Origin of the sequence: Flavobacterium sp. GT3P67 (assembly GCF_004349155.1) — a bacterium.
Classification (GTDB): domain Bacteria; phylum Bacteroidota; class Bacteroidia; order Flavobacteriales; family Flavobacteriaceae; genus Flavobacterium; species Flavobacterium ranwuense.
Genome location: NZ_SMLF01000001.1, coordinates 764,388 through 787,943 on the forward strand (window position 1 = coordinate 764,388; position 23,556 = coordinate 787,943).

The window sequence follows — 23,556 nt, forward strand, 5'->3', positions numbered from 1 at the left end:
GATTTTCAGCTGTTGGGAAATAGTATTTCAATCAGAATTAAATTATTAATATATTTGGAATATGAAGATCGAATCGCAAATAGAGAAAATTTCGAGTTTCCAGCATTTGGAATTGTTGGCGAACCAAGTTGTGGAAGGTTTTATTTCAGGAATGCACAAAAGCCCGTTTCATGGCTTTTCGGCTGAATTTGCGGAACATAAAGTCTATAACGTAGGAGAAAGTACGAAACATATTGATTGGAAGTTATTTGCCAAAACGGATCGTTTGTACACGAAGCGATTTGAAGAAGAGACTAATTTGCGGTGTCATATTATCATTGACAATTCCTCATCGATGCATTATCCAAAACTAAATGACAGTCAGCATTTTTTTGAGAATAAGATTGGCTTTTCGGTTTTGGCTTCGGCGGTTTTAATGAACCTTTTAAAGAAGCAACGCGATGCTGTGGGAATAAGTGTGTTTTCGGATACATACGAGTACTACGCGCCTGAAAAAGGCAGTGATCGCCACCATCGAATGATCTTAAATACACTTGAAGGACTTTTAGAGCAATCTACAACTAAAAAAAGTACCGACACCATTACCTTTTTGCATCAAATAGCGGAGAAGATTCACCGCCGTTCGATGATTATCTTGTTTACGGACATGTTTCAGTCCGGGAATGAAGAAGCGCTGTTTGATGCTTTGCAACATTTGAAACACAATAAGCATAAAGTAGTTTTATTTCATGTTGTCGATAACAAAACGGAGCTGAATTTTGACTTTGATAACGCTCCAAGAAAGTTTATTGATGTGGAAACGGGAGAAGAAGTAGCTGTTTTTGCCGATAATGTCAAAGAAGAATACGAAAAACAGGCAGAAACGTACTTTAAGAAACTCGCTTTGACGTGCTCACAAAACCGAATAAAGTACATTCCGGTAAGCGTTGGGGAAAGTTTTGAAAAAATTTTAATGACATACTTGGTTGAAAAACAAAACTTTGGATAATACAGTGAAATTTTATCAAATATTTTTTCAAAAAACGCTTGCGTAAACGGAAATCTATTGTATCTTTGCCACCGCAATAACGCAGAGGTTTGGTAGTTCAGTTGGTTAGAATACATGCCTGTCACGCATGGGGTCGCGGGTTCGAGTCCCGTCCAGACCGCAATATTGGGGAAAGCCTTTCGTAACAGAAAGGCTTTTTTGCCCCTATAAAGTATCTAAAGCTAGTTGTGTTGTTTGGTCGGCCTTGTAAGCTGACCGGGTTTAGTAGTTAGACCAATGAAAAGCTTTCCAATGCTTCTGGATTTATTCAGAATCTACGGATGGCTTTTTTGATTTTAATGTGTTTTATAAATTAAAACAACTCGGATTTATGTTGCCATACAATCCAGACAAATAATCCCAAATACATCACGCAAACCACAAATTTTATAAAGCTCGAAGCCAGAAAACCTACAAAGGAACCTGCGGCTGCTTTTAAAGCCCGATTATGGTCTTTAAAATCATAAATAAGTTCTCCTATCAGCGCACCAACAAAAGGACCTATTAGAAAGCCAAAAGGAATAGGAGCAAAGATCCCAACAATCAATCCAATGTTTGTCCCCCAAATGCCATACGAGCTTCCGCCAAATTTCTGGGTCCCTTTAGCCGGAATCACATAATCCAAAATCGATAGGATTACAGTAATCAATAAAGCAATTCCTAAAATCCAATAATTAGCCGGAACGACATTTGTGAAATAGAGTAGGGCTAATCCAACCCAACTGATGCTTGGACCGGGTAAAACAGGTAAAAAGCTGCCAAAAACGCCTAAAATCACACACATAAAACCAAGAACTAAAAGTAGTACATCCATATATTTATTTTTAGTAATTTTGAAAACACAAAAGCAACAGTAGCTCGCTTATGAAAGATATTAAATTAATGGCCTCGTTTTCGATGATGCTCTTTTTTACTTTTTCTTTTTGGACCGTAAGTGCCCAGGAAAAAATTATAATGAGCAATGATGTGCTTTTAAAGGAGGCAATTTACAACGAGAATAGAGTAAAAGTATTAAATTTTTCCTTGAAAGAGTTTGATGCACTTTTTTTTGAATTTTCCGATAAAAAATCAAATCCAAATGTAGTGTTGACAAAGGAAGAATTTTATAAATATACAATTCAGATTGCTATTTTTTCCGATCGATTGGCGGCTTTGTATCCAGACCAAAAAGAAATTGCTGCCGAAAGCAAAAAGAAATGGTTTGCTGAAGCCTATGAAGATTATTTACTTTCTAAAGCTACTCAAAAAAAATAATTGTATTTTTATAAAATATTAGTTCAATTGAAAAACAAGACCTTGAAGCACTATTACCTTTTTTTAGTAATTATACTTTTTAATTCCTGCCAATATTTCGAAAAGCAAGTGCCTTCGGAAAAGGAATTGTTGCAAAAGGAACTGAAATCCATCAATTGGAAAGAAGTCGATGAATTTCCATCGGTTGTAGACTGTGAAAAAATTGAGGATAAAACGCAGCGCCAGCAATGTTTTTTTGAAGTTTTAACACAGCTGATTCAGGAAAAATTGAGCATCGATACCCTTTCGGTCCTCTATCCTGAACTGGATACAATAGAAGTAAAGGTTACTGTTTTTCCTAATGCCACGATGCAATTTGAACCACAATTCCCCAAAGATTCCGTAACCTACGACAAAATCAAAATCGATAGCATTCTAAAAGCCCGTTTGGTTAATTTTCCCAAAATTAATCCAGCCATAAAACGCGGAATTCCTGTAAAAACACAATTTATTCTCCCCGTTATTTTAAAAGTAGAGTAGTTTTCTAGGAGCTATCTGGGCTAAGGGTTTAGATTTCAAAATAAAACTCTTTGATTTTGTCTCGAAATAATTTCGGATTGAATTTTAATAACGCAATCCTCCAGATTTTTTTCTATTTCCGCACTCCAGAAACGAAGGACTTTCCAGTTTTGTGATTCCAGATATGCATTGACTTCAATATCTCTTTGCCTATTGCGTTCAATTTTCTTTTGCCAAAACTCTGTATTGGTTTTGACACGATTTTTTTGGGTTTCCCAATCTTTGCCGTGGAAAAATTCGCTGTCTACAAAAATGGCAATCTTCAATTTTTTGAAGGTTAAATCCGGTGTACCAAAAATCGTTCTGTTGTTTTTACGGTAACGATAGCCAAGATGCCATAGCGCTTTTGCCAAGCGGATTTCGTCTTTGGTGTTGGTGCTGCGAATGGCTCGCATGATATTACTTCTCTGTTCCTTGGAAATCTTTTCCATTGCTGAGATTATTATCTATCAAAGATAGTATCTAAATGGTATTCCAGAAATTCTTTTCTAGGCAAATATTTTATGGGATCCGTGATTTTTAGATTTTCAATAGAAGCAAAATGGCTTTGGTAAAAGGAAGTTTCTTTTTTCTTTTTCAAATTAGCAGATAATATCACTTGGTAATTTTGATTGATTCCTATTAATCCTTTATCGAAAGCTTTGTCATAAAGTGCCGAAAGACAAATACCATTCTCTGGATTTAATCTTTCATTTTCATTTTTTGACCAAGGAACGATATGGCTTGCCAATAACAATTCAGGGATATCAATTCCCGTTATGGCACATTTAGCAGTATAATTAGTTAAAACCATTTGCCTGAAAACCGATTGATTGACTCTAGTTTTCACTTCCCGAATGACCGTTTCTCCTTTTAATCCTTTTAAGTCGAAAAGAATATCTTGGTATTTGTTTTCTATGGAAGTATTTTCTTTTTTGGCGAGAATTTGTTCACTTAGAAAAACCAATTCTTCTTGGTTATGGAAGAATTCGTCCCAAATAGGTTTTACTTGATTCATTCCTCCTTTTAAACCGCCAACTCCTCTTTCTTGATGATATGGATCAACACTGGCAAAATTGCCTAATCTCATACCAATTGAACTTGGTGTTCTCCCTAAAAGGTTAGCGAGTTCAATAATTTCTGGAGTACGTTTGTGCATCTTGCCAAAAGGCAATTTTAAATACAAGTTAAAAGCTAATATTAGTTCTTCACGTGTCCAAAGGTTTCGAGTTGCCATCTAACCAATTTTAGATTGAAGATTGTCTAAATTTCTTTTATGAATATTTATATTTCTTCTGATATCTTTACATTTATCTTCATTAAAATCAACTCCATCTTTTTTATCTATAAAGTATTCTCTGCCAGTTTTATCGTCTTTAACAAATACGGCATGAGCAAATTCGTTCCTAACTTTGATGATATTTATTCTAAATTCATTAATAAAATTTGTTATTCCAATTGAATCTGCTATTTCTTCAATTGCACTCGCTCGTTGTGACGAAGAAAAAAGTATTGGTTCAGATAATACTTTACCGAAGTTATTGTTCTTTTTATATTTCTCTGATTTTTCTAGCTTCTCTTTATAAAAACTTATCAGCTCATCAAGCACTCTATCAACGATGTTTTGATGTTCTGTTTTACTTGTATATATTTGTACAATTTCTAACATCTGAGCATCAAGATTGCTTACTTCATTCATAATCATTCCTCGCATTGCCACAATGTTCTGAAATTTCTTTATAGTTTGATTAATTACCGCTAAAATCTCATCTTCTAATTCTTTATAGTCTCCTCCAGTTAATTGAAAAAAAGTTATACGGTTATTACTAAAAAGCTTTACGTCTTTTACATTATCGTTTGCTGAATAAAAAAATATTTCTGTGAAATTATGTTGACTATCTCTAATAAAATCGATTACTTGACTACCAAAAGTTCCTTCATTTAAAGAATAATCAGTTATAATAATATCAAACTCTTTTTTCTTTGAAAATATTTCTACAAACTCAATGAAATCTTCAGCTTCAATAATGTTGCAATTAAAATATTGATCTAAAAGAAATCCTTTTGTTTCTCCTAGAATTTTTTGAAAAGGACGTTCTTTAATTCTATCATCAACCCATAAAATATTGTAATCTAATTTCATATTGGAAATGTTATTATAAATTCAACACCTTTTTCAAAATCATTATTTATTCTTATCGATGCACCTAGTTTTTTTAATGTTTCCTTGGTTTGATAAAGCCCGATTCCTGAACCATTAGTTTTAGTAAAACCAAAGTCAAATATTTTATCTTTAATCTCTTCAGGAATTCCATCACCATCATCTTTAAAATAAAGTATAAGGTCAGATTTAGTTTTAATCCATTTAATAAATATATTTTTTGAATTCGCTTTTTTTGAATTACTAAATAAATTATCAAACAAAACGGTTATTTCTAATGGTCTAAATTTGGTTTTATATCCTATGTTTTCTAATGGCTCAAATACTATATTAATTGGTCTTTTTTGATGAATAAATGAATTGATCGGAATATAATTATTTACTACATAATCATATGAAAATTGAACTATATCTTCTGTTATCCTTTCACTTTCCATGCTAAATCCAGCATTTGTGACAAATCTTGAAGCACTTAAGATTTTTTTAACTTCTAGGTTAATGTTAAGAACTTCTTCAATTAACTTGTCTTTGGATAGATTGCTATTTATTGATTTTACTAACTCATCAAGACTAAATGTTATATTACCAGCAGTGTGAACTATTTGATGCTGTAATGTTAACAAATCATCTTTACCCCTATTGTTTATTGAATTGTCAAATAGTTTTTTTGAAATTTCTTCATTTAATTCTTTTGAAAGTTTTTCATTTTCTATAAGCTTTTCAAAAGCTTCCGCTTCTGCTTCGTCTTTTACTTTACGAAGATCTTCAATTTTTTTCTCTGCCTTCTTAATTGTACTAATAACATCATCTTTATTAAAAGAATCAGTTTTTATTTGTTCAGTAAGGTTGCTTAATACTGTATTTATAGAGTTTTCTGATTTTTTATTTAAAATACTTAAAATCTCATCCGAAACCTCGAATCGTATAACATTTTTAGAATTTGTTAATCCGTTTAATAACTTCCTTAAGTTATCATTAATATCATTAATTTTCTCATTTTCTTGACCTTTGTTTTTAACAAAAACATTATCAAAATTGATAAATTCTTCTGGAGAAAGTGAATTTCCCCAATCAGTAATCTCAATAGTATATTTTTCGAGTTTTTTTAAAGTTTCATAAAACCAATTTTCTAAATCTAAATAGGTTTGTGTTTTTATTAATCCATCACCTCTACTGGATGTTTCACGAAGATTATTATTTGTTCCCTCTATTGATATATAACCTATTACCTCACGTGTTCCTAAATATCGACTATGCCCTTGGGCTTTCCTATTATCCATTTTTAGTGGATCATTTCCTCTTTCACCATAAGGAAAAACTCGTAACCCATTTTTGTAAACAAAAATATGCCCATATTCAACAGGCTGTAAGCCCATTCTTCTGCTAAAAGTTAATTTTGCTGATAGATTTAAATAATAAATTGAGAAATTCAAATCTTTAAAATTTTCAAAAGGATTTTCTTCGGTCACAGAATACACCACTTTGCCTGCTTCAAATAATGTTGTAATTATTTCAGAGTCGAAAACTTTAGATTCAATGTAGGTAGTTTTTATACCTAAAGCATCAAAAATAAGATTTTGAATTTCTCCGTTTACAACCTTTATATATTTTACTAAATTTGGATCAATTGGGCTTTTAGGATGATTTACTTGTTTCTTGTTTTTTAGAATCTGTTCTTTATCATTTTCAAGTTCTTCTTTAACTTTTAATACTATATTAAATGAATCATTTTCATTAATTGTATTAGGATTTATTAATCTTGAAAGAGCATCTTTTAACTGAAGAAATTTATCTCTGTTCCATTTACTTTTTAGATTCGTAATCTCAAGAACAGTACCGTGTTCAATATCATAATGACTTTCTTCAATTGTTTCCTGTAATACTGTTATATTAACAAATTCATCTTTAATATCTCCTTCAAATTTATTCCAGTCAGTTATTAAAACTTCTACTTTTGGATTTAATTCTTCTTTTATGGTTTCTAAATAAAGATTACTTCCAAGTCTATCACAAGAGAAGCGACCAATACCTTTAGCTCCTGCGTAAGCTCTTTTTACTTTAATTTTGTCTCGATAGTCATAATTATCTTCCTCTGTTCCTTCAATTTTTGCAGAATATGCTACAAACAACCATTTATTTATAAGATCGTCATAGTTCATTCCCTTACCATTATCCTTGATAATTATTTTTGCTCTACTAGAATAAATGTTTTCAAATATAATTTCAACTTTTGTTGCGTGAGCATCATAAGCATTTTTCACTAATTCAAAAACTGCAATAAAATCGTCGTTGATTAGATCACTTCCTATGATATTCTTTAAAGCAGAACTAACTTTGAATGATAGTGGATTTTGCATTAGCCTATAAGTTGTTTTAGAATCAATCCACTTTGTTCACTAAAAAGAGGAGGAATTGCATTACCTATTTGTGTGTATCGCGGGACTTCTTGTGTTCTTAATTTTCCGCCAGTTGTATATTTTCCTTGAAATTTATACCAGTCCGGAAATGATTGAATCCGTGCATATTCACGAACAGTCAATATTCTTGGCTCAGAATAATGTATATAATCATCTGGAAGAGTTGTAATTGTAGGGGTTTTGTCTATACTATTCAGAGGAATAACCGTGCGTTTTTTAATGCTATATTTCTCTTGAATTAATTTACTAATATTTAAATTTCTTCTGTCTTTGGTTTCTTCCAGTATGTTTTTGAATCTTTCGATAATTATTAAAGAATGTTTTGGAAAACGGTGACTATCGGCTATTTTATTCTCAACACCTTCACGCATTAGTTTTTGATAATTCCCTTTTTCTTTACCGTAAATGCCAGATTGAAAACTTGGAAAATCAGGAGTTTCTTTTAATCCATTTCCTTTAAACAAATCAGAAATAGCATCTTGTAGGTTTGTTTCAGCATTTAACCCTTTTTCTTTCAAAAATTCAAAACGATTTTGTTTTAAAGAATCAAAAAAGCTTTCTGCTTTTTCTTGTGAAGCATTTTTTAAGGTCTTTTTTATTCCCACAAGAATAAAACGAGTTCTCTTTTGAGGAACTCCATAATCACCAAAATTCACCAATTGACCTTTCACATAATATCCTGCATCGTCAAGTTTTTTGGTGACTTGTGAGGAATAAGCAATTCCTTTTTCCTTATTTTTCTTGAATTCCATTGTAAAGCCTTTCACATTTTCAAAGAAAATAATTTTAGGCTCAACAATTTTAACAAAATTGATATAGGAGTTTATAAGGTCGTTTCTTAAGTCAAATTCATTGCGCTTTCCTGCCATTGAAAAACCCTGACAAGGAGGCCCTCCCGCTATCATTGTCACTTTCCCTTTTAGTTTTTCTAATTGAGAATTGTAATTATCAAGTACTGAATTAATTTCGAGAGCTTGTTTAGGTAACCATTTTGGCCAATCGAAATGATTTTTATTATTAATTAAGTTGTGTTCTAAGGTTTTAAATGCATCAGGACTTTTCTCTACAGCAAAAACGCCTTGCCATCCTGCTTGATGCAACCCTAGTGATAATCCACCACAACCCGCAAAAAGATCTATGTAGGTAAATTTATTTTTCATGAAAATTTGTAAAGCATTCAAATTTATCAATAAAAAAAATATTAACCTGGATTTAATTTTAAAATCTTCTTATGTAAGTAAAATTTTATATGAAAATCTCATAACCACAAAAAAACGCTACTCTTTCGAATAGCGTTTGTTTAACTTCTTGTTGGTTTATATCCGTGATGTGATTGCTCGTTCCTCGCAATGATAAACTGGAACGAAGTGACAAAGAGAGTCTCGGTATTACAAACGAATTATTTGAATGACAATCGTCTGAGGGAATCGAATGCCATAGCCCTGATAGCAGTGAAAATCCTTTTTCTAAACGCTGTCAGGGTTTTGAACCCTGACAGCGTTGAAAAAGATTGTAACGGATAGCAGGAAATAGCTTCTAAAAAAATTCAGAATAAATCCTGAAATAAATTCAGGATGAATCCTGAAAATATCCCGAAGCCTCGGGACAGGACAAGCCCTAATTATCGCTACTTTTTCAATTCCGTTATGCCCATATTGTACAACGTAAAGGCCTGAATATCGACATTTTCCTGAATGGTTGCCGCCACGGATTTTCCGGCGCCGTGTCCTGCATTGATGTCAATTCTAATTAAAGTTGGGTTTGTTCCGGCTTGTTTTTCCTGTAATTCGGCAGCAAACTTGAAACTGTGCGCCGGCACCACTCTGTCATCGTGATCGCCCGTAGTGACCATGGTTGCCGGGTATTGAATCCCTTTTTTTATGTTGTGCACGGGAGAATACCCTTTGATGTAGCTGAACATTTCCTTGCTGTCCTGCGCCGTTCCGTAATCATACGCCCAACCCGCTCCTGCAGTAAAAGTATGGTAGCGCAACATGTCCATCACGCCCACAGCCGGCAAAGCGACTTTCATCAACTCCGGACGTTGCGTCATGGTAGCGCCCACAAGCAATCCTCCGTTTGACCCACCACGAATGGCAAGATATTGTGAAGACGTATATTTCTGGGCAATCAAATATTCTGCGGCTGCGATGAAATCATCAAATACATTTTGTTTTTGCATTTTGGTTCCTGCATCATGCCATTTTTTCCCGTATTCGCCACCACCACGTAGATTAGGCACGGCATAAACGCCTCCGTTTTCCATCCAAACGGCATTGGCAATACTGAAACTTGGTGTCAAACTTACGTTAAATCCTCCGTAACCATAGAGCATGGTTGGATTTGTCCCGTCGAGTTTCAATCCTTTTTTGTGGGTGATAATCATTGGGATTTTGGTTCCGTCTTTGGACGTATAAAACACTTGTTTGGACTCATATTGCTCACTGTTGAAATCTACTTTTGGTTTTTGATACACCGCAGAAATTCCGGTTTGTGGTTCGAATGAAAAGGTAGAACCCGGAGTGATGTAATTTGTAAAGGAATAATACAATGTTTTCTCTTTTTTCTTTCCGCCAAAACCTCCGGCAGTTCCCACGCCAGGCAATTTAATTTCACGTACCAGTTTCCCTGAATAATCGTATTGTTTCACCACCGAAACGGCATCTTTCATATAATTAGCAAAGAAATAACCGCCACCTGTTGATGGAGACAACACATTCTCTGTCTCTGCAATAAAATCTTTCCAGTTTTCCGGTTTCGGGTTGTTGACATCCACGGTAACGATGCGTTTGTTGGGCGCATTCAAGTCGGTTTCTATGAATAATTTTCCGCCTTCGTTTTCAATAATGTTGTTGTCGCTCTTGAAATTATCCACAATAGTCACAATAGGACTGTTCGGTTTTGTCAAATCTTTGATGTACAATTCGTTTCCGTACGTAGAATTGGATGCTGTGATCACTAAATAACGGTCATCTTCCGTAACACCACCGCCTACATAACGGCGTTTTTGGTCGGCACCAAAAATCACTTGGTCTTGTTTTTGTGCCGTCCCTAACTTGTGGAAATACAGTTTATGTTGGTCGGTTTTTGCCGATAATTCGCTTCCTTTTGGTTTGTCATAACTGGAATAGTAGAATCCTTCGTTTCCTTTCCAAGACACGCCGCTGAATTTCACATCGACAATGGTGTCTTCAATTATTTTTTGGGTAATGGCATCCATGATAATGACTTTTCTCCAGTCGCTTCCGCCTTCTGAAATGGCATAGGCCACTTTAGAACCATCTTTGGAGAAATCCAATCCGCCAAGCGAAGTGGTTCCGTCTTTAGAAAACGTATTTGGATCCAAGAACACCTTTTCAGTTCCTTTGGCGTCTTTTCTGTACAACACCGACTGATTTTGCAAACCGTTATTTTTATAGTAATACGTGAAATTCCCTTCTTTGAAAGGGGCTCCTATTTTTTCATAATTCCACAGTTTTTCCATTCTTGCTTTTAACGCATCGCGAAACGGAATTTGGGCTAAATAACCATATGTCACTTCGTTTTGGGCTTTTACCCAAGCACCGGTTTCAGCAGATTTGTCGTCTTCGAGCCAGCGGTACGGATCCGGAAGTTTAGTGTCGAAATACACATCAACGGTTTCCCCTTTACTCGTAGTGGGATAGGTTACCGGTTTTTGGTTTTGGCCAAAAGTCGCCATTGCAGAAGATACAGCCATTATTAAAAAAGTTTTTTTCATTAGATTCTGTTTTAGGTTGTTACAAAAATAGGGAAATAGTTAGTGTTGTAAATGTGGGAAAGTCTTAAATAAAACCAAAAAAATGGTGTTTGGAAAAGTGGTGATTTTATAAAATATTTTTTTAAGTTCAAAAACACTAATTAAGATTCTCCTTCATCTACTTAAATTATTCATTCCTTAATTTAAGTTTTTTGTCAATTTACTTAAATAAGGAGATATAAAAGCTTAAAATGTAACATCGTCAGCAAAGACAAAATATTGAATGAACATTTTGTGCGTAATTAATATTTAAAATAAAAAAAGCAACCACAGCGAAACATAGATTTCTGACTAACAGTTAAATAAAATATAGAAAACAGTTCTATTCTTCTCATAGCTTGGCTTGTGAAAAGTGAAATAGCTATATTTTCTTTTAAAAACTAAAAAATCTATGTTTCAATGTGGTAAAAAAAATTAATTAAATGTAACGGGTCGAGTTTACAAATTAAAGTTCACTCCCAAAACGATGTTTCTTCCAATGTTTGGAATACCATCGGTTTTTAGACGAGAAAGATGCGCAATGTATCTTTTATCAAATAAATTATTCCCGTTGATATTGACATCAAAAGCGGTTTTACCCAGTTTTACAGTTCCGCCAAAACCTAAATTCACTAAGTTATACCCATTCGATTCTGTCTCAAATCCACTTACGTTTTTTTGATTGAACGTACTGGAAACATTCAAAGTTGCAAAACCATCTTCCAACCAGTTTTTGATTTTAAATTCGGTTCTAATGGTGTTGTTCCAATTGTTAGCCGGGATTAACGGTAAATAATCTCTCCCGACGCTTCGGGATTGTTTCTCGCCTGTTACGGTTTCAAAACTGGTTTCAAAATGCAACCAATCCAATGGATGCGGATGAAAATGCAGTCCGATTTCGCCTCCGTATAATTTGGCATTATTCTGAATATAATCAAAAACAGCATTCTGGTCAATCACTTCTCCTGTTGGCGAAGTGTAGATATAATTGTTGATGTGATTGTAAAATCCGTTTACAAAAAACTCAAAATGATCCGTTTTGTATTCTAAATTCAAATCCGTTTGCACGTTTTGTTCGGTTTCTAAATTACTGTTTCCTACTTCATAGCGATTCGTTCCTTCATGAACTCCATTAGAAGTTAATTCGGCAAGGTTTGGCGCTCTAAATCCTGAAGCCACGTTCAAACGCAACGTTAAATCATCGGCCAGATTGGTTTTATAGCCCAACGATGCATTAAAACTGTCGTATGATTTATCGATGGCTTCAAAGGAACCTTCTTCCCCTGCAATTCCTTGCGCATCGGTAGTAATATTTCTATTGTCGAAACGCAATCCGGCTTGCAACACATTGGAATTCCACTCATAATTAGCCGTTCCAAAAACACCAAAATCATTCGTAACAGCATCCGGAATTAAATATTCTTCTCCTGAATTTGTATTGGTTTGGTGCATTCCCTGAATTCCAACAATGGTTTCTATTTTTCCCATTTTTGGCAAATGGTATTTTACGTTGTAATTAAAAGTCTTCAGTTTCATGTGTAAAATGGCCACATTGCTGTCTTCAAACTCACTTCGATCATTGGCAACATATCCTAAATCAAGATCCAATTTTGATTTTTCGAAAAAGAAAACATTGTTTAAACTCAATAAATGATTGAAAACACCTTGTTTTGGAAATCCGGTTTTCTTGCTCGTCGTTTGGTCTGCTATGCCATCTTCCGGAATTCCTAAATCCAATTCATTGTAATTGTAACGCAATACACTTGAGAATTTGGCATTGCTGTAGCCAATTCCTGTTTTGAAATCGGTTTCATTGTAACGGGTATTCGTCACTCTGTCGCCATCAGTAATTTTATAATCAGAATGGGTGTTGTAACTTCCACGAGCCATAAATTTCCAGTTGTCTGTAGATGTTTTCAAACCCAAAGAAGAACTGCTACCTGCTGTATTCGAGAAGTATTTTTGGCTGAAGTTTGCTTTAAAGGTATTTGCATCGGCAAATTTTTCTGGGTTAAAATACAAAACACCTCCCAAAGCATCGGAACCGTACAACAAAGAAGCCGGTCCTTTAATCACCTCAACGCTTTCTATTCCGGAATCGTTCAATCCCAAACCGTGTTCGTCACCAAACTGTTGATTTTCTATTCGAACACCTTGAGAATACACCAAAACACGATTGCCGCTCAAACCACGAATCACCGGTTTCCCGATAGAAGTTCCGGTAGAAACTTGAGAAACTCCGGGAATAGTCGCCAATCCTTCGATTAGAGTGGCCGTTCCTTTTCGTTGCAAATTTTTGATGCTTTCGTGCTCCACTTTCATCACATTTTGCGATTGAATTTTATTAAAAGCAGTTGAAACAATAACTTCATCCATTTCGAAAATTGCTTCCTCGAGGATAATATCAAGTGTGTTTTCTATTTGAAGACTGCTTATGGTTTTATTTTGGGTTGCAAATCCTACGAACGTAAAGCTGATTTTTAGGTTTCTATTTGGCAGATTGGAAATTGTGTATTTTCCATTTTCATCTGTAGTTGTCCCTTTATGCAATTCTGATGCATATACTGAAACGCCTTTTATGGGTTGATTATTTAAATCGGTTACGGTTCCCGAAAGGGTGTTTTGTGCTTGAAGCAACGCCGAAAATCCCAAGAATAGGGTTATGATAAATTTTTTCATTGAAAATGATTGTAGTATTCCTGCTGTCGGCTTTCTCCAAAAGAGTTGTTGCCGAGAATGGAATTATTTAGTAAATAAAAATGCATCCAACAAAATCAAATTAATGAAGTTGCATGGAAAATAAATTCAACAGAAGTTGAAATGAATTCAGCTTAAACTATTTACGGGAGGACCTCGAAGGGAATACAGACTGCCGGAAAACGAAATAACCGTTTCCGCTGCAGAAAAGAAATAAGGGATTTCTTCAATACTGGAGTACAATTGATAGGAGAAATCTTTCGGAGTAATGTAACTGCCAAAAGCGAATTCACAAACATAACAATGGTCTAATTTGTGATGTTGGTGCGTTATCTCGGTACCGGTAACATTGTATTTATGATGGCACTGCTTTTGGGAAAGCTGTTTTTCCAAATGCTCATAGGTATGAAATGACTGAAACAGCATTGAGAACAATACTGTAACAACCAGAGAAAGACTTACTATGAGTTTATTCTTTTTCATTCGAGCCAAAGGTAACAAAAACAAGAAAAAATAAAACCATTTGTCTCACAAAATATATTTTTGCGAAACAAATGGTTTCATTTTAAAATAAAAATTGATTTACACCAATTTGGCTGCAATCAAATATTCAGCAATTTGTATCGTGTTTGTCGCTGCTCCTTTTCTCAAGTTGTCCGCAACAATCCACATATTCAGGGTGTTTTCCTGGCTTTCGTCACGACGAATTCTACCTACAAAAACATCATCTTTTCCTTGTGCATACATAGGCATTGGGTACGTATAGGTATCATTATTGTCTTGAACCACTACGCCATCGGTATGATGCAAAATATTTCTCACTTCGTTTACATCAAAATCATTCAAGAATTCTACGTTTACCGCTTCGCTGTGACCACCTACAATTGGCACACGAACCGCAGTAGCCGTAACGGCAATCGTATTGTCACTTAAGATTTTTTTGGTTTCACGAACCAGTTTCATCTCTTCTTTAGTGTATCCATTTTCTTCGAAAGAATCACATTGTGGAATTGCATTTCTGTGAATTGGATATTTATAAGCCATGTCACCTTGAACACCTGCGTATTCATTTTCCAATTGTTGCACTGCTTTTACACCTGTTCCAGTGATGGATTGATACGTAGAAACAATCACACGTTTGATGTTGTATTTTTTATGCAAAGGAGCCAAAACCAATACCATTTGAATGGTAGAACAGTTTGGATTCGCAATGATTTTATCTGCTGCAGTCAATTCAGTTGCATTGATTTCGGGAACGATTAATTTTTTGGTAGGATCCATTCTCCAAGCCGATGAATTATCGATAACGGTTGTTCCAGCTGCTGCAAATTTTGGAGCCCACTCCAATGAAGTATCGCCACCTGCAGAGAACAAAGCAATATCCGCTTTCATATCTACTGCTGTTTGCATGCCAACTACTTTATATTTTTTACCCTTGTATTCAATTTCTTTACCCACTGATCGCTCAGAAGCAACAGGGATTAATTCTGTTACAGGGAAATTTCTTTCTGCCAAAACTTTCAACATTACTTCGCCAACCATTCCGGTAGCGCCTACAACTGCTATTCTCATCTTATATTTTTATTATTGAATATTAAATTTGAAGTACAAAAGTAAGTAATATTGAAATCAAAACAAGTGTGTTAACAAAAAATAACAAAATGTTATATTTACAACAAATAGTTATTGACTGCAAATTTGCTGCGTTTAAATTCCTTTGTGAATCCGCGGTATGCTTTTGTTAAATAAAAGCGCAAAGAAAAACCGCCTCAATTACGAAGCGGTTTAGTCCTGAAATTAATTCAGGATAAATTAGAATATATAATGTAGCGGAAATTATTTTTTCAATAAATCTCTAATCTGAGTCAATAATTCTTCTTGAGTTGGTCCAGCAGGAGCAACTATAACAACAACTTCTTTTTTCTTCGCTTTTTCAGCGGCTCTTAAAATCACAAAAACAAAAAAAGCAATAATAATAAAGTTAATGATCGCCTGAACTAAATTACCATACGTAATCACCGCAGCTCCTGCTTCTTTTGCTGCAGGTAAATCAGGATAACTGCTCCCATCCAAAGTGATGAATTTCTGGGTAAAATCAATTCCACCTGTTAACAAACCAACAATTGGCATTATAACATCATCAACGGCAGATCCAACAATTTTTCCAAATGCAGCACCAATAACAACAGCAGTTGCCAAGCTTAAAACGTCTCCCCTCATTAAAGAAGCCTTAAAATCACTAAAAAATCCCATAATTTATTTTTTTAGGTTAAAAATATATCTTGCCTAACGAATGTAATAAATTTTTTAACGCAATTAACAGTCTTTTACACAACATTTAATTACTCTCTATAAAAAACTCGTTTCACTCGTTGGGAAATACTGGTGAGGATCTCATAGGGTATTGTGTTTAATTTTTGTGCCATATAGGTTACCGTTGGGCTTTCGCCAAAAATAATTACCTGATCTCCTTCTGTGCATTCAATTTCAGTAACATCAACCATCAGCATGTCCATGCAGATACTACCAACAATGGATGCTTTCGACTTTTTGATCGTTACAAAACCTAAACCATTTCCCCAACTTCTGGAAATACCATCGGCATACCCAATAGGAATGGTAGCAATTTTTGTAGGTTTATCTGCAATGAATCGCCTGCCATACCCAACGCTTTCGCCGGCAGCAATACCCCTGATTTGTGAAATCACCGACTTAAGTGTTCCAACATTTTTCAACTTTTTTTGTTCTTCGGCATCATTTGAAACACCGTAAAGACCAATGCCCAAACGCGCCATATCGTATTGTGAATCCGGATAATTACTAATCCCGGAAGTATTCAAAATATGTCGCAGCGGTTTTATTTGTAATTCAGACATCAATTTAGAGGATAATTTTTCGAATAAATCAATTTGTGAATGTGCAAAATCCTTGTATTCTAAATCATCACTTGTGGCCATGTGTGACAAAACACTTTTTACTTTAACGGTTTGATTTCCTTTTAAAGTTGCAATCAAATCATCAATCGTATTGTCTTCAAAACCTAGACGATGCATTCCTGTATCAAGTTTGATATGTATCGGAAATTGGTTTAAATTTTTTTGTTTGGCAATTTTAAGGAACGCATAAAGTCCTTTCAAACTATAAATTTCAGGTTCTAACTGATGTTGAATAATCGCAGGAAAACTGGTCGTTTCAGGATTTAAAACCATAATAGGCAAATGAATTCCTGCACTTTTCAGCGAAATTCCTTCATCGGCGAAAGCCACTCCCAGATAATCCACTTTGTGATGTTCCAATAATTTAGCGATTTCAAAACCGCCATTTCCGTAACCAAAAGCCTTTACCATCACCATAATCTTGACATTCGACTTCAATTTTGATTTAAAAAAATTCAGGTTGTAACTAATCGCATTCAGGTTGATTTCCAAAACGGTTTCATGTGTTTTTTCTTCCAATAAGGAAACAATTTCTTCAAATTGAAATGTTCTCGCCCCTTTGATTAAAATAGTTTCATTGGCAAAATTCAAATCATCAAATTTTGATATAAACTCGGCTGTATTTTTATAGGTTATGCAATTGGCAAACTTCTTTTCGAATGCCGAAATGGTTTCTCCAATGCCTATAACGCGGTCAATTTTATTCGAAACAATCAACTGGGAAACTTTAGCATACAATTCGTCATTAGACAAACCGCTTTGGAAAATATCCGAAAGAATCACCGTTTTCTTCTTGTATTGCTTTTGACTTTCGAGAAAATCCAACGCTATTTTCAACGACTGAAAATCAGAACTGTAACTGTCATCAATAATACTGCAGTTGTTGATTCCGTTCTTGACTTTCAACCGCATTTCTACCGGATACAATAACTCCATTCGATTTTGAATGGTTTTTTCATCGTATTTAAAATACAATAAAACCATCAAACACGAGATTGCATTTTCAACCGATGCCTTATCCTGAAAAGGAATTGCCAATCCGAATGAATCTCCTTTATATCGGTATTGAATAGTGGTTGTGTCGTTTTTAATTGCTGTATTGAAGACAAAAACGTCAGCTTCTTTTGAGTCAAAACTCCAGGTGAACGTTTTTGCTTTTGAAAGGATAATGGCATCAACCATTTCGCTTTTTTGGTAAATAATCACTTCTGAATTTTCAAAAAGGGTGATTTTCTCTCTTATTTTATTTTCTAAATTTACAAAACCTTCATCATGTGCAGAACCAATATTGGTAAGAATCCCAATCGTTGGCTTGATTATTTTCTCCAGTTTTTCCATTTCAGAATGGGTAGAAATTCCGGCTTCAAAAATCCCCAGATTGTGTTGCTCACTGATTGCAATTACAGACAATGGTACACCAATTTGTGAGTTGTAACTCTTTGGACTTCGAATAATATTATAATCAGGGCTCAATAAAAAATTAAGCCATTCCTTAACTATCGTTTTGCCATTACTTCCAGTCAATCCGATAACAGGAAAATCAAAAAGACTGCGATAGTTTGCCGCAAATTGTTGTAAAGCGGTCAGTGTGTTTTCAACAACAAAGAAATTAGCTTTGCCTTCGCATTCTTCCGGAATATGGGTAACCACAAAATTCTGAACGCCAATTGCGATTAAATCCTGAATATACCGATGCGCATCAGTATTGGCTCCAACCAATGCAAAAAACAAAGTCTGCGGCCCGTTTTGCAAAGAACGGCTGTCTATAGCAATAGTATCTATTGCCAAATTAGTGCTGTTACCAATAAATTCAGCAGGGATATTTTGAATACTTTTAAGGATTTTCTGGCTCATGGAATTAGAAAGAGATTGAAGTAGATTTCTTGTATAGAAATTACACTTTTAATAGTTCGTCTATTTGTAAAACTTCCTCAAAAATAACACTTCTTTTCAAAACGATGACTTAGATATACTATAATTATAAGCAATTCCGTATATTTAAGAAAAAGAAAGAAGAGCATTAGCTTTACTAATTTTGGTAGATTACTTATATTTGTTTTTAGAAAAATCAGAAGTTTTGAAAAAAATCCTCCCATTGTTTTCCTATGTTTTCCATCCGATATTCATACCGGCAATGGCCACGTTATTTTATCTTTCGTTTAACGGCGCTGACTTTGTGAATCAAGAAAAATTATTTGTTTTTTTTCAAGTTTTAGTTGTAACGGTGATTTTACCTGCTTTGGTGTTTTTATTATTACGTACCGCAGGAAACATAGATTCCATTATGCTTGCCGAAGTATCCCAACGCAAAATTCCATTAATCCTTCACTGCTTTTTACTTATTCTGTTGGTGCGAAAAAGCATTACAATAGACCGATATCCTGAGTTGCACTTTTTTCTGCTGGGTGCGCTTTTGAGTACTATATTAGCGCTAATTCTAGTGTTTGCCAATATAAAAGCCAGCCTTCACATGATTGCCATCAGTTCCTTGACGGTTTTTATAATTGGATTGAGCTTGCACCTTCAAATTCAGAATACATTTACAATTGCACTGCTGATTCTTTTTAATGGTTTTGTGGCTTCCTCACGATTAGAAATGAAAGCACACACGAATAAAGAATTGATTATAGGTTTTATGCTAGGAGCAGTGTCTCAGTTGCTTTTGTTAGTGCTGTGGTTATAAAATGTAGAATATAATTCCAATATTCAATGATTTCATATTAACCGATTCGTCATTGACTTTTGCGGATTTAAACAGTGAATTCAAACCGTAATAGGCATATAAATTAATCGTGTTATAGCCTGATGAAATATAAGCTCCATATTGAACTTTATTGAAATCTTTATTTCCTGTCACCACTACTTTGCCATCAGCGCTATTAAAAATAGATCTGTCATAGAGTACATAACTCAATTTTAGTCCTCCGTAAATTCTCCAAAATTTATGACTTTCGTAAGTAGAAGTTCTCCATCTGAACTCAAGAGGCACATCAACTGAAAGCAATGAGAACTTGTTTTTATCGTATGGAATATCCGAATCAATAATAGTATACACCGGAGTTCCTGCAGGTGAAGAAATAGCAAGATTTTGATTATAATTATTATATGAAAAACCAATACCGGAAGCTATAGCAACCGTTCTTTTTTTATTAATGGGCATATCTCTCAGAAAACCTGCCGATAACCCAGAAGAAAATTTGCTTTGTGACAAACCTGAAGGCTTATTCATCAGTGTATTATATGTTATTGCAAAATAAAACTGATCTTCTCGATACAAGGAATCAACTTTCACAATGACGGTATCTTGAGTTACAGTATTTTCTTGGGAAAAAACATTAAAAATGGATAGAAAAAGAAAGCAACTTAAGAATAGTCGCATGTAGTTATTTTTGTTTAATGATTGCTCCATGTTAGTTTAAATACATTCTTTGACTTCATCATTGTTTATCGCTTACAAATATAGGATTTTGATAGATTCCAGAAACGTATTTCTTTCAAAAAACACAGTGGTAGATTTTAATATTTCCTTATCTTGGATAATTTAGAATCCAAATCAAAAAGATACATACAAGAACATCAATATTAAAGCAACTATCGATAAACTCCCGACAGTAAGAAAAAAAAACACCTATGTACAAAAACACTTCTTTTTTTCTGTTTTCTGTTTCCATCAGTTCCGTTTTTTAAATTTGTAAAATTTTTATCTTTTATCTTTTAATGATGTATCAAATAGTTTTTATATCTGGGTTCTTCAATTAATAATTTAGGTTTCAGAAAATTTTTAAGAATATTAGAAGCTTTAATCTTTAGTTGAAATTAAATACCGGATGTTTCTATTACAAATATAATCGATTAAATACGCAAATAAACATGTTTGGTATTTATTTTCTTACTTAATTTAAATTATTTATTATATTTTAAAATAGAACAAACAAGTTTCATTAAATGGTTATGATCAATATTAAATAATCAACAAAAAAATATCAATTTTAAATGACTTCTTATTGTCAATAAATAAAATTGCGAAGATTATAGGATGTTAAAACCCAGAATACTTTGCTCATAAGTGATTTGAGTTTAAAGGTATTTACAGTAAAAACAGGATTAATTTCATTCATTCCGGAATAGAATCTCACAAAGAAATTAATGCTTGGCATTTCATGCCTGATCCTTTTTTGTTTTTATACGCTTAGACAAACAAAAAAGTTTGTCACACTATAAAACAAAAAATGCTCCCCTTTCAGGAAGCATTAATTTCTTTGCAGAGAGGAAGGCTCTATCACCTACATAAAAATAAAATATCATGTATAGTCAACTAACTGATATTAAACAAAGAGTTTAAAAGATAAGTAAATCAAAATATCACGAAATATTATTGCGTATCTCAAAAACTGGGTGTAGATTTGGGTGTAGATTTAAATCACACCCAGCAATGAATACCATTAAAAGAAATATCATTTTTGCTTTAGAGAACAGAAAAAAAGACAACATTCCTATTGTAGAAAATGTTCCAATCCGCATGCGAGTAGTTTTTGCAAATAATCGTATAGATTTTTCAACGGGTTATCGCATTGATGTTGCCAAATGGGACAATGACAAACAGCGTGTAAAAAATGGTTGCACAAATAAACTCAAACAAAGCGCATCTGATATCAACACGGATTTACTGAAGTACTATACCATAATTCAAAATATTTTTAAAATATTTGAAACGCAAAACATCTTTCCTACAACCGAACAAATAAAGAAAGAATTTAACTCCAACAAAAAATCAATTACAGATGAAAATGATCAAGTTCATACTGTAATTGTAGATTTCATGCACGTTTTCGATGAATTTGTCAAAGAATGTGGCAGACAAAACACTTGGACTGAAGCAACCTATGAAAAATTTGATACCACCAAAAGTCATTTAAAAGTTTTTAATCCAACAATTACTTTTGATTACTTTGATGAATTTGGTTTAAATGATTATATAATATTTCTACGCGAAACTAAAAAAATGCGAAATAGTACTATCGGCAAACAATTAGGTTTTCTAAAGTGGTTTCTCCGTTGGGCAGACAAAAAGGGGTATAATAAAACAAAGGCGTATGAATTTTTTAAGCCAAAATTAAAAAACACTCCTAAAAAAGTAATATTTCTTACTTGGGAGGAATTAACCAAACTTCGTGAATATAAAATACCTGAAACAAAACAATATTTAGATCGAATTAGAGATGTGTTTTTATTCACTTGCTACAGTGGGCTTCGCTATAGTGATGTGTTTAACCTAAGAAGAAGTGATATAAAAGCCGAACATATCGAAATTACCACGATTAAAACTACTGACAGTTTGGTTATTGAACTTAACGACCATAGTAAAGCAATCCTTGACAAATATAAAGACATTCCGTTTGAACACCAAAAAGCACTTCCAGTTATCAGTAACCAAAAGATGAATGACTACCTGAAAGAATTGGCAGAACTTGCGAAAATTAACGAGCCTGTTCGAGAGACATACTATAGAGGTAATGAACGTATTGATAATGTGACCCCTAAATATGCTTTACTAGGAACCCATGCAGGACGCAGAACATTTATATGTAACGCTCTTTCATTGGGAATACCCGCACAAGTAATTATGAAATGGACAGGACACAGCGACTACAAGGCAATGAAACCATATATCGATGTTGCTGATAATATTAAAGCAAATGCCATGAGTAAATTTAATCAACTATGATAGAAATAACAAATATACTACCTCAATATGGTGAGTTAAACAAGATATACCATACTGTATTTAAGAGAAATAAGATAGCATATGAAGAGCAATACTTTATTTCTAATTTTTACACTCGTCTTTGTGACACACAAGCATTTGAAACGATGATTATCAATATTATTGATGAATTTGAACTTGAAAAATACTCAGTACTACTAAAAAGTCTACAAACAGAAATAGAGAACAACATCTTACTTTACAGCAAAAACAAGTCCTTTTGGAAAAATACTAATACTGAACAAATCTGTCAATTTTTTGCTAAAAAACATAATTATAACATTGAAAAGCAAAATGAAATTGTTAGGAAGTATAGAAGTGAGTATAAGTTGTCAAATGACAATTTGGAAAGTATTGGATTTAGGGAACATACGGGACAAGAATTGCATAATCTTTGTGAAAAACATAAATATCAAAAATCACTTTACGAACCTGAAGTAGAAAAATTGAAAGACTTATTTGAGAGGCAAGCCCAATTAGAACAAGAAGCATTCAAATACGCTGAAAATAAATTTGAAAGAGTATTTGAGTTAAACAACTCACTTCTTGCCATTTTAAAGAAATATACAATTGGAAGTAACAATCTCAGTGTAACTTTAAAAAAGAATGAAAAATTCTTTAATACTGGTTTTACTTATCAACTATGGAAAACAACAAATGACAAACAATTTATAAAAATATCAGACACAGAATTCTATAATAGTATAAATCTTTTAACAAAACCAATAGCCCTCAGTATAAAAAAAGGGCAAAGAGTTAGAGTATGCTACATAATTGCGGAACTTTTTAAGCACATGGAACATGAAGGAAAGTCATACTGGAAATCTGAAATTTGCAAACACTTAGACATAGAAGACTCATATAATAGGAGACCTAGTATAGTCAAAAAAGATGCAGAGGCTGGAAACCTAAAACAAAATGAATTTAGTAAAGATATAAGAGAAATTATAGATAAATACGATATCAATTCCCTCTAAATCCCCTAAAAGATATCGAAAAAAAATTA

General features: G+C 33.7%; 20 protein-coding genes and 1 tRNA gene. 8 read left to right on the plus strand and 13 right to left on the minus strand.

Going from position 1 to position 23,556, the window contains the following annotated elements:
* Window positions 1–61 precede the first annotated feature (61 nt).
* Together E0H99_RS03330 and E0H99_RS03335 are read left to right on the plus strand one after the other, a co-directional pair.
* Entirely contained in the window at window positions 62–988 is a 927-nt protein-coding gene (locus E0H99_RS03330; RefSeq protein WP_131991145.1) for a DUF58 domain-containing protein, read from the plus strand.
* Window positions 989–1,074: 86 nt separating this feature from the next.
* A tRNA-Asp gene (locus tag E0H99_RS03335) sits at window positions 1,075–1,148 on the plus strand.
* A gap of 192 nt (window positions 1,149–1,340) precedes the next feature.
* On the opposite strand, the gene E0H99_RS03340 is transcribed toward E0H99_RS03335, so the two are convergent.
* Complete coding sequence (locus tag E0H99_RS03340; RefSeq protein ID WP_131991147.1) at window positions 1,341–1,841, minus strand: DUF456 domain-containing protein; 501 nt, start codon at window positions 1,839–1,841, stop codon at window positions 1,341–1,343.
* A 50-nt stretch (window positions 1,842–1,891) separates the two neighbouring features.
* Here E0H99_RS03340 and E0H99_RS03345 point away from each other — a divergent pair, with 50 nt between their 5' ends.
* Together E0H99_RS03345 and E0H99_RS03350 are read left to right on the plus strand one after the other, a co-directional pair.
* A complete protein-coding gene (locus tag E0H99_RS03345; protein WP_131991149.1) occupies window positions 1,892–2,281 on the plus strand; it encodes a hypothetical protein in 390 nt (129 codons plus the stop codon).
* Window positions 2,282–2,323: 42 nt separating this feature from the next.
* A complete protein-coding gene (locus tag E0H99_RS03350; protein ID WP_131991635.1) occupies window positions 2,324–2,800 on the plus strand; it encodes a hypothetical protein in 477 nt (158 codons plus the stop codon).
* A gap of 35 nt (window positions 2,801–2,835) precedes the next feature.
* On the opposite strand, the gene E0H99_RS03355 is transcribed toward E0H99_RS03350, so the two are convergent.
* The 5 genes from E0H99_RS03355 to E0H99_RS03375 are packed head-to-tail and all read right to left on the minus strand — an operon-like array spanning window position 2,836 to window position 8,556.
* Complete coding sequence (locus tag E0H99_RS03355) at window positions 2,836–3,270, minus strand: very short patch repair endonuclease (RefSeq protein WP_131991151.1); 435 nt, start codon at window positions 3,268–3,270, stop codon at window positions 2,836–2,838.
* Window positions 3,271–3,281: 11 nt separating this feature from the next.
* Complete coding sequence (locus E0H99_RS03360) at window positions 3,282–4,055, minus strand: HNH endonuclease (protein WP_131991153.1); 774 nt, start codon at window positions 4,053–4,055, stop codon at window positions 3,282–3,284.
* Window positions 4,056–4,961, minus strand: coding sequence for a hypothetical protein (locus E0H99_RS03365; protein WP_131991155.1), 906 nt, complete (start codon window positions 4,959–4,961; stop codon window positions 4,056–4,058). It lies immediately after the preceding gene.
* Window positions 4,958–7,336 carry a sensor histidine kinase gene (locus E0H99_RS03370; protein ID WP_131991157.1) on the minus strand — a complete coding sequence of 793 codons (2,379 nt, stop codon included), beginning with the start codon at window positions 7,334–7,336 and terminating at the stop codon, window positions 4,958–4,960. The genes E0H99_RS03365 and E0H99_RS03370 overlap by 4 nt, the downstream gene beginning before the upstream one ends.
* A complete protein-coding gene (locus E0H99_RS03375) occupies window positions 7,336–8,556 on the minus strand; it encodes a DNA cytosine methyltransferase (protein ID WP_131991159.1) in 1,221 nt (406 codons plus the stop codon). The genes E0H99_RS03370 and E0H99_RS03375 overlap by 1 nt, the downstream gene beginning before the upstream one ends.
* Before the next feature lie 207 nt (window positions 8,557–8,763).
* Between E0H99_RS03375 and E0H99_RS17140 the strand changes: the two genes are divergently transcribed.
* On the plus strand, window positions 8,764–8,919 hold the full coding sequence (locus tag E0H99_RS17140) for a hypothetical protein (RefSeq protein WP_165930247.1): 156 nt from the start codon (window positions 8,764–8,766) through the stop codon (window positions 8,917–8,919).
* Between the two features lie 104 nt (window positions 8,920–9,023).
* On the opposite strand, the gene E0H99_RS03380 is transcribed toward E0H99_RS17140, so the two are convergent.
* From E0H99_RS03380 to E0H99_RS03405, 6 genes are all read right to left on the minus strand, one after another.
* Window positions 9,024–11,114, minus strand: coding sequence for a prolyl oligopeptidase family serine peptidase (locus E0H99_RS03380; protein WP_410503707.1), 2,091 nt, complete (start codon window positions 11,112–11,114; stop codon window positions 9,024–9,026).
* Window positions 11,115–11,612: 498 nt separating this feature from the next.
* Window positions 11,613–13,832, minus strand: a complete 2,220-nt coding sequence (locus E0H99_RS03385; RefSeq protein ID WP_131991163.1) for a TonB-dependent receptor — start codon at window positions 13,830–13,832, stop codon at window positions 11,613–11,615.
* A 147-nt stretch (window positions 13,833–13,979) separates the two neighbouring features.
* Complete coding sequence (locus E0H99_RS03390; RefSeq protein WP_131991165.1) at window positions 13,980–14,333, minus strand: hypothetical protein; 354 nt, start codon at window positions 14,331–14,333, stop codon at window positions 13,980–13,982.
* A gap of 99 nt (window positions 14,334–14,432) precedes the next feature.
* Entirely contained in the window at window positions 14,433–15,422 is a 990-nt protein-coding gene (locus tag E0H99_RS03395; RefSeq protein WP_131991167.1) for an aspartate-semialdehyde dehydrogenase, read from the minus strand.
* Window positions 15,423–15,686: 264 nt separating this feature from the next.
* Complete coding sequence (gene mscL, locus E0H99_RS03400; protein WP_131991169.1) at window positions 15,687–16,103, minus strand: large conductance mechanosensitive channel protein MscL; 417 nt, start codon at window positions 16,101–16,103, stop codon at window positions 15,687–15,689.
* A gap of 89 nt (window positions 16,104–16,192) precedes the next feature.
* Window positions 16,193–18,640 (minus strand): bifunctional UDP-N-acetylmuramoyl-tripeptide:D-alanyl-D-alanine ligase/alanine racemase, encoded by a 2,448-nt coding sequence (locus tag E0H99_RS03405; protein WP_131991171.1) that lies wholly within the window; start codon window positions 18,638–18,640, stop codon window positions 16,193–16,195.
* A gap of 223 nt (window positions 18,641–18,863) precedes the next feature.
* Between E0H99_RS03405 and E0H99_RS03410 the strand changes: the two genes are divergently transcribed.
* Complete coding sequence (locus tag E0H99_RS03410; protein WP_131991173.1) at window positions 18,864–19,469, plus strand: hypothetical protein; 606 nt, start codon at window positions 18,864–18,866, stop codon at window positions 19,467–19,469.
* On the opposite strand, the gene E0H99_RS03415 is transcribed toward E0H99_RS03410, so the two are convergent.
* Window positions 19,464–20,165, minus strand: coding sequence for a porin family protein (locus tag E0H99_RS03415; RefSeq protein ID WP_131991175.1), 702 nt, complete (start codon window positions 20,163–20,165; stop codon window positions 19,464–19,466). The genes E0H99_RS03410 and E0H99_RS03415 overlap by 6 nt on opposite strands.
* A 1,053-nt stretch (window positions 20,166–21,218) precedes the next feature.
* On the opposite strand from E0H99_RS03415, the gene E0H99_RS03420 reads away from it, so the two are divergent.
* On the plus strand, window positions 21,219–22,511 hold the full coding sequence (locus E0H99_RS03420; RefSeq protein WP_131991177.1) for a site-specific integrase: 1,293 nt from the start codon (window positions 21,219–21,221) through the stop codon (window positions 22,509–22,511).
* A complete protein-coding gene (locus E0H99_RS03425; protein WP_131991179.1) occupies window positions 22,508–23,527 on the plus strand; it encodes a hypothetical protein in 1,020 nt (339 codons plus the stop codon). Before E0H99_RS03420 ends, E0H99_RS03425 begins: the two co-directional genes overlap by 4 nt.
* The last annotated feature ends 29 nt before the right edge of the window (window positions 23,528–23,556 follow it).

Coding starts and splice junctions, on each gene's coding strand:
- E0H99_RS03330 (WP_131991145.1), top strand. CDS start 62: ATGAAGATCGAATCGCAAATAGAGAAAATTTCGAGTTTCCAGCATTTG.
- E0H99_RS03340 (WP_131991147.1), bottom strand. CDS start 1,841: ATGGATGTACTACTTTTAGTTCTTGGTTTTATGTGTGTGATTTTAGGC.
- E0H99_RS03345 (WP_131991149.1), top strand. CDS start 1,892: ATGAAAGATATTAAATTAATGGCCTCGTTTTCGATGATGCTCTTTTTT.
- E0H99_RS03355 (WP_131991151.1), bottom strand. CDS start 3,270: ATGGAAAAGATTTCCAAGGAACAGAGAAGTAATATCATGCGAGCCATT.
- E0H99_RS03360 (WP_131991153.1), bottom strand. CDS start 4,055: ATGGCAACTCGAAACCTTTGGACACGTGAAGAACTAATATTAGCTTTT.
- E0H99_RS03365 (WP_131991155.1), bottom strand. CDS start 4,961: ATGAAATTAGATTACAATATTTTATGGGTTGATGATAGAATTAAAGAA.
- E0H99_RS03370 (WP_131991157.1), bottom strand. CDS start 7,336: ATGCAAAATCCACTATCATTCAAAGTTAGTTCTGCTTTAAAGAATATC.
- E0H99_RS03375 (WP_131991159.1), bottom strand. CDS start 8,556: ATGAAAAATAAATTTACCTACATAGATCTTTTTGCGGGTTGTGGTGGA.
- E0H99_RS03380 (WP_410503707.1), bottom strand. CDS start 11,114: ATGGCTGTATCTTCTGCAATGGCGACTTTTGGCCAAAACCAAAAACCG.
- E0H99_RS03385 (WP_131991163.1), bottom strand. CDS start 13,832: ATGAAAAAATTTATCATAACCCTATTCTTGGGATTTTCGGCGTTGCTT.
- E0H99_RS03390 (WP_131991165.1), bottom strand. CDS start 14,333: ATGAAAAAGAATAAACTCATAGTAAGTCTTTCTCTGGTTGTTACAGTA.
- E0H99_RS03395 (WP_131991167.1), bottom strand. CDS start 15,422: ATGAGAATAGCAGTTGTAGGCGCTACCGGAATGGTTGGCGAAGTAATG.
- mscL (WP_131991169.1), bottom strand. CDS start 16,103: ATGGGATTTTTTAGTGATTTTAAGGCTTCTTTAATGAGGGGAGACGTT.
- E0H99_RS03405 (WP_131991171.1), bottom strand. CDS start 18,640: ATGAGCCAGAAAATCCTTAAAAGTATTCAAAATATCCCTGCTGAATTT.
- E0H99_RS03415 (WP_131991175.1), bottom strand. CDS start 20,165: ATGCGACTATTCTTAAGTTGCTTTCTTTTTCTATCCATTTTTAATGTT.
- E0H99_RS03420 (WP_131991177.1), top strand. CDS start 21,219: ATGAATACCATTAAAAGAAATATCATTTTTGCTTTAGAGAACAGAAAA.
- E0H99_RS03425 (WP_131991179.1), top strand. CDS start 22,508: ATGATAGAAATAACAAATATACTACCTCAATATGGTGAGTTAAACAAG.